General features: G+C 67.7%; 9 protein-coding genes and 1 riboswitch. Of the genes, 3 read left to right on the plus strand and 6 right to left on the minus strand.

Going from position 1 to position 11,055, the window contains the following annotated elements; translation table 11 throughout:
• Positions 1-1,688 (plus strand): class I SAM-dependent methyltransferase (locus U9977_RS10560; RefSeq protein ID WP_322749042.1); only part of this gene is annotated, 1,688 nt, incomplete at its 5' end.
• 72 nt (positions 1,689-1,760) lie between these two features.
• On the opposite strand, the gene U9977_RS10565 is transcribed toward U9977_RS10560, so the two are convergent.
• Positions 1,761-1,895 carry a hypothetical protein gene (locus U9977_RS10565; RefSeq protein ID WP_322749043.1) on the minus strand — a complete coding sequence of 45 codons (135 nt, stop codon included), beginning with the start codon at positions 1,893-1,895 and terminating at the stop codon, positions 1,761-1,763.
• A gap of 193 nt (positions 1,896-2,088) precedes the next feature.
• Positions 2,089-2,212: riboswitch (TPP riboswitch) on the plus strand.
• On the opposite strand from U9977_RS10565, the gene thiC reads away from it, so the two are divergent.
• Positions 2,205-4,031, plus strand: a complete 1,827-nt coding sequence (thiC, locus tag U9977_RS10570; protein ID WP_416210546.1) for a phosphomethylpyrimidine synthase ThiC — start codon at positions 2,205-2,207, stop codon at positions 4,029-4,031. Its footprint overlaps the riboswitch before it by 8 nt.
• Positions 4,032-4,176: 145 nt before the next feature.
• On the opposite strand, the gene U9977_RS10575 is transcribed toward thiC, so the two are convergent.
• On the minus strand, positions 4,177-5,034 hold the full coding sequence (locus U9977_RS10575) for a hypothetical protein (RefSeq protein ID WP_322749044.1): 858 nt from the start codon (positions 5,032-5,034) through the stop codon (positions 4,177-4,179).
• Positions 5,035-5,334: 300 nt separating this feature from the next.
• On the opposite strand from U9977_RS10575, the gene U9977_RS10580 reads away from it, so the two are divergent.
• Complete coding sequence (locus U9977_RS10580; RefSeq protein WP_322749045.1) at positions 5,335-6,069, plus strand: L,D-transpeptidase family protein; 735 nt, start codon at positions 5,335-5,337, stop codon at positions 6,067-6,069.
• A 37-nt stretch (positions 6,070-6,106) separates the two neighbouring features.
• On the opposite strand, the gene gnd is transcribed toward U9977_RS10580, so the two are convergent.
• From gnd to U9977_RS10600, 4 genes are all read right to left on the minus strand, one after another.
• Positions 6,107-7,126 carry a phosphogluconate dehydrogenase (NAD(+)-dependent, decarboxylating) gene (gene gnd / locus U9977_RS10585; RefSeq protein WP_322749046.1) on the minus strand — a complete coding sequence of 340 codons (1,020 nt, stop codon included), beginning with the start codon at positions 7,124-7,126 and terminating at the stop codon, positions 6,107-6,109.
• A 208-nt stretch (positions 7,127-7,334) separates the two neighbouring features.
• Entirely contained in the window at positions 7,335-8,249 is a 915-nt protein-coding gene (locus tag U9977_RS10590) for an acyl-ACP desaturase (protein WP_322749047.1), read from the minus strand.
• Between the two features lie 102 nt (positions 8,250-8,351).
• Complete coding sequence (locus tag U9977_RS10595) at positions 8,352-9,470, minus strand: XRE family transcriptional regulator (protein WP_322749048.1); 1,119 nt, start codon at positions 9,468-9,470, stop codon at positions 8,352-8,354.
• A gap of 889 nt (positions 9,471-10,359) precedes the next feature.
• On the minus strand, positions 10,360-11,055 hold a 696-nt coding region (locus U9977_RS10600), incomplete at its 5' end, for a glycerol-3-phosphate dehydrogenase C-terminal domain-containing protein (protein ID WP_322749049.1).

Genomic DNA, 11,055 nt, shown 5'->3' on the forward strand with positions numbered 1-11,055 from the left:
CCGCAAGCAACCACGCCAGGCGCGAACGCCTGCGGGTACTCGACCTCATCCCCGCTGATCTGACGGTCGAACGCGCGCTCGACGTCGCTCGGATGGTGGACACCCGGACCTACCGGACCGACCGCGCCGCGCTCGGCCGTGGAGCCTTCCAGGCGATCCTCGCGGACGCGGAGCTGTTGCACCGGGCCGGCATCGGCCAGCGGGAGGGCTTCGACCCGGTCGAGCTCGTCGACATCATCGCCCGGCTGAAGAACTATGCGACCACCGGCACGGATCTTGTGGTCGTACCTGGGCTGAGCGCCGCCCGGGATGATCCGGTCAGCAGGGCGCGCGTACAGAAACGGACCTACCGCGCTAGGCCGCTGAACCTGCTCGCCCCGACGTTTCGGGACATCGCCATGGTCTGCGGTGGATCCGTCAACCTGGGCTGGGCGCTGGTGGCCACCGTCCTCTTCTGGTTACAGCCCTTCTTCGTCTGTTTCGGGCGGGTACCGTTGCAACCACGCGACCTTGCGCGCAGCCCGGTCGTTCGGATTCTCGCCGGTGTCGAATTTGTCGTCGCCGCGGCCAGGAATGGTCGCCGCACCGCTGCGCGGAAAAAATCGCTGAAGTCTTCGGGGCTGCCCGTGGACGGGGCAGAAAAGGACGTCCGGATAGCGGCCGGCCGAGGCCGTGAGTCATTTCAGAGCCGGCTCGGGGAGGGCACCGATGCCCTTCTGGAACCTGCTCGGGAAACCTGTCCGTGGTGCGGATCGCCTGACGTTGTGACCCGCCTTGAGTCCCGAGACCTTCAGCAGCTCACGCCCGGCCGTTTCCGGTTGGAGCGGTGCAGGGGATGTGGTCATGTTTTTGTCAACCCGCGGCTGATGAATGCGGTCGGCGACTTTTTCGGCCGCGGCCACGAGGACCTGCTGGGCGGTCCTGCGGGATATTTTCCCGGCAGCATGCGGGTATACCGGGAACGCGCCGAGATGCAACGACCATTTGCCGCTCCACGGGCCTGGCTCGATGTGGGAACCGGTTCCGGTCGTTTCTGCGATCGTGCTCGGGATATCTGGCCCGATACCGTGTTCGACGGGCTGGACACGTCGCCGGGAGTTACCGAGGCCGGTCGCCGCGGGTGGGTCGATCATGCGTTCCAGGGAACTTTCGCCGACCGTGCCGCCGAGCTGGGTGGCCGTTACGACGTTGTCAGCATGTTCCGGTATCTGGAATATGCACGCGATCCGTATCTCGAACTCGACCTGGCGGCCAAGACACTGGTCGCCGGGGGATATCTCCTGCTTGAGCTTCCCCATGCCCAGTGCCCGGCCGCGGGTTTCCTCGGGCGTTTCTGGGTGGGCTGGTCGGTCCCCCGGCATCTGCACCTGCCGACCCCCGACAACCTCACCGCGGCCCTGGCCGAACGCGGCCTGCGCCCGGTCGCACTCCGGTTCGGCCGGGTGCACCGACCGGGCGACTTCACCGCCGCTGTTCACCTTGCCCTGCAGCGGATGGCGCCGGACCCGAGGTTACCGTGGTTGCCCGCCGGGCCGACGGGTTGGCGCAGGTTGCGTCGCGGCAGCGCGCTGGTGCTGGCAACGCCATTTTTTCTGGCGGCCGCAGCGATGGATTTCGCGTTGCAGCCGGTGTTTCATGGTGGACGCCGCGCGAATGCCTTTCGGGTGGTCGCCCGAAAGGAGGTCTGAACGCTTGGGCCGATCGAGCTGTCATGCCGATCGGGCGGTCATGCGGATCGGACCGTTATCCCGATTGGTCCCCTATGTCGTTGCGCGGGTGTCCGGCCGCGGTCCGCCCGAATCGAGTGCTCTGGGCGCCGCGTCGTCCCGCCAGTCGCGGACGAGGCCGACGATGAAGATTCCGATGAAGAAAAACAGCAATGGCAGCAGGATCATCTGTGCTCCCAGCGGAAGAGGAGAGCCGGCGCGGCCGCACTGCGCAGGACAACCCCAGGTGCCTACCCTCCTGCGGAACACATCTCACCTGACGTCCGATCCCGGTGACGCTGTGACACACGTGGAGGTCGTCGGCGATGTTTTACCGATCCGGTGGCGGCAGCGTCCGGGCTGCCGTACCGTTCGCATCATCCAACGTCAACGCGGGAGCTTCCGCCACAAGGAGGCTGAGAGGGCGGTTGGGGTCACACCCGGGTGCCGCCGACCGCCGAACCTGTCCGGATAATGCCGGCGTAGGGAGCCATCTCCGTGGTGCTGCCTGTTGACCGAACCGCTTCGATTTCCGCATCCGGGCCGCCACCTGTGCCCGTTTCGGTACCCACTTCGGTACCCACTTCGGTACCCGCTGCCGCATCCGGCGGCGACGCCGCGCCGGTGACCTCCGGCCCGCTGCCGGGCAGCCGCAAGACCTACCTCGTCGGCTCCGCGGACGACCTGCGGGTACCCATGCGTGAGGTCGTGCTGTCCACGGGCGACAGTGTGATCCTGTATGACACATCCGGTCCGTACACCGACACTGATCAGGTCACCGACGTGCGCCGGGGGCTGGCACCCCTGCGCGACACCTGGATCGCCGCCCGCGCCGACACTGAGGTCGTGCAGGGTGCCGGGCCCGTGATCCGTGACGGTGAAGGGCTGCGGGCGCGGTCACCTCGCCGGGCACTGGCCGGTCGGGCGGTCACCCAGCTGGCGTACGCTCGCCGCGGCGAAGTCACGCAGGAGATGCAGTTCGTGGCCCTGCGGGAGGGTCTGTCCGCTGAGACCGTACGCGCGGAGATCGCGGCCGGTCGGGCGGTGCTGCCGGCGAACCCCAACCACCCGGAGTCCGAGCCGATGGCGATCGGCCGCGCCTTCCTCGTGAAGATCAACGCGAATATCGGAAACTCGGCGGTGACCTCGTCCATCGAGGAGGAGGTCGACAAGATGGTGTGGGCGACCCGCTGGGGTGCCGACACCGTCATGGATCTGTCCACCGGGCGTGACATCCACACCACCCGAGAGTGGATCGTTCGAAACTCCCCGGTGCCGATCGGAACTGTGCCGATCTATCAGGCGCTGGAGAAGGTCGGGGGTAAGGCCGAGGAGCTGTCCTGGGAGGTCTACCGGGACACCGTGATCGAACAGTGCGAGCAGGGTGTGGACTACATGACCGTCCATGCCGGGGTGCTGTTGCGTTACGTCCCGCTGACCGCGCGGCGCAAGACCGGGATCGTCTCCCGCGGCGGCTCGATGCTCGCCGCCTGGTGCCTGGCTCACCATGAGGAGAACTTCCTCTACACGCATTTCGCCGAACTGTGCGAGATTCTGCGGGCCTATGACGTCACGTTCTCCCTTGGGGACGGGCTGCGGCCGGGGTCGATCGCGGACGCCAACGACGCCGCCCAGCTCGCGGAGCTGGCAACGCTGGGGGAGCTCACCTCTGTCGCGTGGGCGCACGACGTCCAGGTCATGATCGAAGGCCCGGGGCACGTCCCCATGCACAAGATCAAAGAAAACATGGAGCTGCAGAGCGAGTTGTGTCACGACGCGCCCTTCTACACCCTTGGGCCGCTGACCACGGATATCGCGCCGGGCTACGACCACATCACCTCCGCGATCGGCGCCGCGATGATCGGCTGGTACGGCACGGCGATGCTCTGCTATGTCACGCCCAAGGAGCACCTCGGGTTGCCCGACCGCGACGACGTGAAGGCCGGCGTGATCGCCTACAAGATCGCAGCCCACGCGGCGGATCTCGCCAAGGGGCATCCGGGCGCCCAGGCGTGGGACGATGCCCTCTCCGACGCCCGGTTCGACTTTCGCTGGGCCGACCAGTTCCATCTTGCGCTCGACCCGGAAACCGCCGAGGCGTTCCATGATGAGACGCTGCCCGCGGCGCCCGCCAAATCGGCCCATTTCTGCTCGATGTGCGGCCCGCACTTCTGCTCGATGCGGATCAGTCAGGACGTGCGTAAGTACGCCGCCGACCACGGGCTGGATACCACCGAGGCCGTTGAGGCGGGGATGCGGGAGAAGGCCGAGGAGTTCGCAGCCCACGGTGCCCGGCTCTACCTCCCCATCGCCGACCAAGCGTAGGCCGTTGAGGCCGTCCTGATGACCGGAACCACCTACCGTTCGGCCGAATGTCGTCCGACGGTAGGTGGAATCGGTCGCCATGGTGACGTGGTCCACCTAACCGCGCCCGGTGCCGCAACGCCGCGTCCCTATTGCCCCGGTCGTTCTAAAGATCCGGGTCCCACCCGCGCTGGCGGAGTGCTGTCATGACCTGACCGGCGACGTGTTCCGGCTGGCTCCGCAGCGTGTGAACGGGAAAGCGGAGGATCATGCGGTCCTGGAGGACGCCGGCATTCTGCCGGGCCAGATCGCTCCACCAGTGCTGTGCTTCCCGGTGATACCCACCGTCGATCTCGATCCAGACCCGCCACGGTTCGTACCAGACGTCGAGATAGCGCCGGCCACCGGCGTCGATCTGCTTCTGTCGTTGGCCGGAAGGCAGCCCGAAGCGTTTCTCGATATTCCGGTACAGGATTTCAGCTACCGAGTGGGCGCCGTCGTCAAGGTCGCTCAGGGTGTCGATGATCAGGCTATGGCGGCGTAGCGGTCCGCGTCCTTCCACGGCGCGACGAAGGTCCGCGACGGTGACCAGCCGCTGCTGGACACCGGCGGCCAGCGCCGCGCGGGCGTCATCGTCGTCCTCGGCCCAGTTGGCCATGTCCAGGATCGACCGGGGAAGCCGCGTCCTGGGCGGCACCTTCCGTGGGTGTACGTGATCTGAACCGAGGTTCTTGCTCCGATGGATGCGGACACCGGGTCGGGGAGCGACATGGCGGGTGGCATCGACGATCACGATGATCGGCCCGCCGTCGAAGCCGCGGAGGCCGTCGAAAGAGGCGGCACAGGCGCCGCCGAGGACCGCGCCCGGACCGGTCGATTCGATGGCGGCCCACATCTCCTGGATGCTGGTGATCGGACCGGAATGGGTGACGAGTACGCCGTGCATCGGGCGTTGCCAGCGGCCACTGGTGATCTTCCAGCGGATGTCCGACCGGGTGAGGCCAGCCCGGAGCGCGGTGCGCACCGCGATGACCCCGCACTGGGACTCTGCGATCTTTTCCCAGCCGGAGCCAGGGCCATGAGTATCGATATGGGATGAATCCGGGTTAAAAGCCATTCCGGTACGGTGGCACGACTTCAGCCTGGTCCGAAAGGCTGATCAAAAACCTGTGGATGGCGAGACCGACCGGCCAGATCCGGCCAGATCTGGCCAGATTCGGCCGTGTCCGGCCAGGTCCCGGTTAATCTGATGATCGGGAGGTGGGTAGCGTCATTCACGCGACCGTATCCACCTACCCGCCCGCCGATCGGCGTCTGACGGTAGGTGAAAGTTGTCGCCATCACGACCGAAATCACCGACCCTGCGACCATGGAGTTGACCACGGCACTTGTCGAAGGCGCCGTGGGCGCGTTACATGTGCCTGGACCAGGGCACCCCGGGCTGCGGAGGGGAGGCACGGACGGCCGGATGGAGTACACGACGATTTCTGAGCTTGGTACGGAGATGTCCGGGCGGATCATCGACGTGAACCGCCAGGTGGTTGTGGTGTCGGCGCCCGACCAGACAGCCACGATCAACACAGTCACCTTGTGGCAACGCCTCGACGGTGGTGGCGGCTGGATCCAGGTCGCCGCTCCACTCACCGGCCGCAACGCGGAAAACGGCTGGTCGTCGGACCATATAGATGGTGATCTGCGTAGCCCAGTCGGTGTGTTCACCCTCACCGCCGCGGGCGGGCGTCAACCCGACCCGGGCACGCTGATGCCGTACGAGTACCGGCCGTCCTACTATCAGGCGGGTGAGCCGGCCATGGCGGCCGCGTTCGACTACGTGGTCGCGATCGACTACAACCGGATGCCCGGCTACCCGCCATCAGACCCGAACCGTCCCCTCGGCGCGGCGGCCGGCGGCGGCATCTGGCTACATGTTGATCACGGTGATGCGACCCAGGGTTGCATCACCGTGACCCGAGAGGGCATCATCGCCATCCTCGCGTGGCTGTCGCCCGCCAGCCGGCCGCTGATCGTCATGGGCGACGTGGCGTCACTCAGCAAGTAGCAGCGCTCAGCACGTAGCAGCGCTCAGCACATAGGCGTCAGCCGATTGGTTTTTCGGTGTGGCCGCCGAACTGCTTGCGCATCGCAGACAGCAGTTTGTCCGCATACATGGCCTCGCCGCGGGAGGCGAACCGCTCGTACAGCGAGGCGGTGAGCACATGGGCGGGTACACCCTCCTCGACCGCGGCGAGTACGGTCCAGCGGCCCTCGCCCGAGTCGGACACCCGGCCGCTGAACGACTCCAGTTTCGGGTCCTCGACGAGCGCCGCCGCTGTCAGGTCCAGCAGCCAGGAGCTGACCACGCTGCCGCGGCGCCAGACCTCGGCCACCTCCGCGATGTCGAGGTCGTACTGGTAGTACTCAGGATGCGCCAACGGGGTGGTCTCGGCGTCGTGGTCACCGGCATGCTCCCGGCCGATGCCGGCCTTGCTGAGGATGGCCATCCCCTCGGCGAAGGCTGCCATCATCCCGTACTCGATGCCGTTGTGGACCATCTTCACGAAGTGTCCGGCTCCGTTCGGCCCGCAGTGCAGGTAGCCCTTTTCGGCCTGGGTCGGTTCACCGGTGCGACCCGGCGTACGCGGTGCCGTCGCCAGCCCCGGGGCGATCGTGGCGAACAGCGGTTCGAGCCGTGACACGACGTCACGCTCGCCCCCGATCATCAGGCAGAAGCCGCGTTCCAGCCCGAAGACCCCACCGGATGTGCCGACGTCGACGTAGTGGATGCGCCGGTCGGCGAGCTCGGCAGCCCGGTCCACATCGTCGCGGTAGTAGGAGTTTCCACCGTCGATGATGATGTCGTCAGCGTCGAAGTGCTCGGCGAGCGCGAACACGGTCTCACCGGTGAGCCCGGCGGGGACCATCACCCAGGCGGCGCGGGGGACGGTGAGCGCCGCCGCGAACTCCGCGAGCGTCCTGGCGCCGGTCGCGCCCTCGGCCGCCAGCTGCTCCACCGCCGCCGGGTTGACGTCGTAGACGACGCAGTCGTGCCCGTCGCGCATGAGCCGACGCACCAGGTTGGCGCCCATCCGGCCAAGACCGATCATCCCGAGCTGCACGAGGTCTCCCGTCGTTGTTGGGCTGGTGCTGGTGCTGGTGCTGGTGCCGGTGCCGGCCCGGTGCCGGCCTGCGCCGTGCCCCGGCGGGCGGTTCTGCGCCAGGCCGGTAGGGTAGGCCCTAGGTCATTGTCTCGCGGCCCACCGGCCACGGCACCACCCCGCCGGTCAGTCCTGCTGATCCGTGTGCCACACGACCCGCGGCGCTGGTTCAGGCCTGGGCGGCGGCGAGCGCGTTCGCGCGCTTCTCCTCGTGCTTCCTGGCGAGACCATCGACAGCTTCGAGGTACTGCGCGACGTTTGTGCGGGCCTGTTCGGCCTGGGCGTCGAGGCCGTCGAGGTCGAAGAACTTCCAGTGCCGCAGGAGTGGCGTGACGACCTCGTCGTGGTGGATGCGAAGGTCGTAGATCCCGGCCCGGGCGATCTGCTTGGCTTTGCGATCGAAGTCGTCGATACCCGTCCCGGGCATCTGGAACGCCACGATCTCCTCGGCGATGGCCCGGACCGTCGCGGACCGGGCAATCTCCAGTGCGGCGGTGATCAGGTTCCGATAGAAGATCATGTGGAGGTTCTCGTCCGCGGCCACCCGGGCGAGCAACTTCTCCGCGGTGGGGTCCTGGGTGAACCGGCCCGTGTTGCGGTGGCTGATCCGCGTCGCGAGTTCCTGGAAGGAGACGTAGGCGATGGCGCGCAGCGGTGTCTTCTCGTCGCCGTCGAACCCGTGCTGCATCTGGATCATGCGGCCCCGCTCAAGGGCCACCGGGTCAACACCGCGGGTCACCATCAAATAGTCCCGCATCGCGATGGCGTGGCGTCCCTCCTCCGCCGTCCAGCGGTGCACCCAGGTACCCCAGGCGCCGTCCCGCCCGAAGGTCGTCGCGATCACACGGTGGTAGCTGGGCAGGTTGTCCTCCGTGAGCAGCCCGACCTCGAAGGCGACCTGGGCGACGTCTGACAGCCTGGACTGGTCCGGCTCCCAGGCCAGGGTGTCGAAGTCGCGGCCCTGGCTCCACGGGACGTACTCGTGCGGCATCCATTCGGCGGCCAGGCCCAGGTGACGGTCGAGGTTGGCCGCGGCAACGGGCTCAAGCTCACGCAGAAGGTCAATGTCTGTGAACGAGGTCATGGGCATACCCTCGCAGGCCAACTGGATGGCGGGCTAGGCCGGGCAGGTGGGATTCGGAGTCGCAGGACTGTTCCCCGAGAACAGTTCCGGGCTGCGATCGCGTCAGGACGACGCCGCGGCCACCTCTGCCGGGCCGAGCGCGCGCCGGGCGTGGTCAACCAGTGCGGCCGCGCCGGCATGCCCGGCCTGCTCGATCTCCTGGCAGAGACGGGCGATGTCGCGGCGGGTCATCCCGGAGTCGATGGTTGCCGCGTGGGTGATGGCCTCGTGCCCGAGGGCGATGGCCCGATCGGCGCCGCCTGTGCGGACATGGGCGACACCCAGTCTGGTCAGGAACTCGACCCGGTTCCGCGGGAACTCGTCGTCGAGGCCGTCGAGGTCGTCGAGCGCTGCCTGGAAGTGGGGTATCGCCCGGTCCGGGTCGCCGCCGGACAGCAGAGCCTCGCCGGCGGCGAACGAGATGTCCTTGCGGCCGGCCCAGTACATGTAGGGGGGGTTCCGTTCCGGGCGAACCTCGTTGATCAGCGAGTAGGCGAGCGTGGTCGCGGCGGCGGCCTCCACACGGTGACCCGTGCGGCTGTGGGCGACGGCCAGGTCAGCCGCGATCACGGCCCGTTCGATGGCGCTCAACACACTGCGGGCGCCGGCCTGGGCCGACTGGAGCAGGGTGACCGCGTCGGCCGGCTGCCCGTACCACGTTGCCTGTTCCGCCATGCAGCGCAGGACGTTGGCACCCAGGGCGGGCGCACCCGCCTCGTGGGCGGCCCGCAGCGCCACCAGCCAGCATCGCTGTGCGGCGCCGTACTGCCCGACGTCGTACATGGCCCATCCGGCCAGTCGTGCCAGCTCGGCGGCCACCGCGTACAGCCGGGCCTGATGGATGTCGTTGTGGATGCCGGTGCGCAGCAGCCGGACGGTGATGCGGAGCTCGGTGATGGACAGCGCGTGCACGTCGGTGCCGCCGAGGATGTCGCTCATCCGCCGCAGCGCGTCGACGCGCTCTTCAAAGCCACGCACCAGGGGATCATCGACAAGCTGACCGACCGTGGCGACCCGACGCTGGTATGTCCGTGCCATGAGCCAACGCTCGGCGGCCGAGCCCAGGGACGGTCCCGACACCGGGAGAAAGCGGGGCGGCCGCTTGTCACGGGTCATCTCCGCAAGCCCTCGGGCCAGACCGTCGCCCGTCCACAGCAGGTCGAGGTCGGTGTTCGCGGGCATGAGCTGTTCGGCGGATGGCGGTGCGGTCGCGTCGTGGAGTTGCCGGAGTCTGTGCGGATCCCATCCTGGGTGCGCGTGCATTGTCACGGCGGGTTTCTCCCGTCTCCGGGCGGAGCTACTGTTGATCGTAGCCGTGCGAAAACAGCGCCCGTTTACGTCGGTTGCTGTTCCCCTCGTATTATCCCGTGGCTTGCCCTCGTCAGAAGCCGGCTTCGGATGGTACAGCGTCCCTTCCGGATCTTCACCGGCCGATATGCGGGAGACCGGCCCAAGGGGGCGTACTCGGCAATGCGGCGATCCGTATAATACGGCGCCTGTTGAGGTCGCTCACCCTCGTGCGTAACCGGGCCGTGACAAACCTGCTGGTCGGCGCCGAGGCATCTGTATATAGACACACCTCCAGAAGAGGCAGACTCCGCAACGGGAGGCACGGCGGGCCGGTCCGGTGTTCCGCGAACATGGGGTCTCGCTACCTGGAGAACCTACCACTCATGCCGCGCATGCCTAGTGGTCATGCCCTGGGTCACCGGTCGGCGTCAGCGGATATGGTGACAGGTTACCGGTGTGTTTACCAGCCGGAAATATGTTGGCCGGCATATGTTTGTTGACTGCCGTGTTGTCACACGGACTATTTCTACGGCCATTCTGATAATTCCCAGAAAGGTATTTTCGGTGCAGTTCGGGGGTCTGCCACAGCCCCGGGCGTAGCTCTTGACCTCGGTAGACAACGCGGAGCAATCGTCGCATTTCTCGCCGTCATCGGACGACGGTGCGGGCTGTACAGCGCCGCGGCGACATTTTCGCTGTCATTTTCCAGACCGCTGGCGAGCGTCGCCGGCGGGTATTTTGTCGGACCTGGCGCTACCCGCTACCCGCTACCGGCTACCCGCTACCCGCGGCCCAGGGCCGGCTCGGGCGCGGCGGGCCGGAGCCGGCCGCTGCCGCGCACGTCCGGGGCGCCCAGTCGGGCCGCGTCGGCGGTCTGATCGTCGGCCTGCCGCTGGGACTCGCGTTCGGCCGCCACCCGGGCCCGGTAGTGCTCGATCTCCGCGGCGGCGGTCGCGTGATCCCAGCCCAGCTCGGGTCCGACCAGCTCGGCGACGTGCGCTGCGGCCTCCAGGCCCCGGTCCCAGGCTTCGATCGAGATTCGGGTCCGGCGGGTCAGTACGTCGTCAAGGTGCAGGGCACCCTCGTGGGACGCGGCGTACACGGCCTCCGCCGCAAGGTAGGTGCTGGCCCCGCGCAGCGGCGCTCCAAGTGCGGGGCGCTCCTCGATGAGGGCGAGGATCTCGCGGGCGAGGCTGCCGTAGCGTCCCAGCAGATGCTCGACCCGGGCCACGTGCAGCCCGCTGCGGTTGGCGAGTGTCTCCCGGGCGTTCCACAGCGCCTGGTAGCCCTCGGCACCCAGAAGCGGGATCCGCTCGGTGCACGAGGCCGGCACGTAGCGGTTCATGCCATGGACGGCTGAGTCGACCGCGTCGCGGGCCATCACCCGGTAGGTCGTGTACTTCCCGCCGGCCACCATGGTCAGGCCTGACACCGGCGAGACGACCGCGTGTTCCCGGGACAGCCGCGAGGTGCCCTC

This window comes from Protofrankia sp. Cas8 (assembly GCF_963555845.1).
Classification (GTDB): Bacteria; Actinomycetota; Actinomycetes; order Frankiales; family Frankiaceae; genus Protofrankia.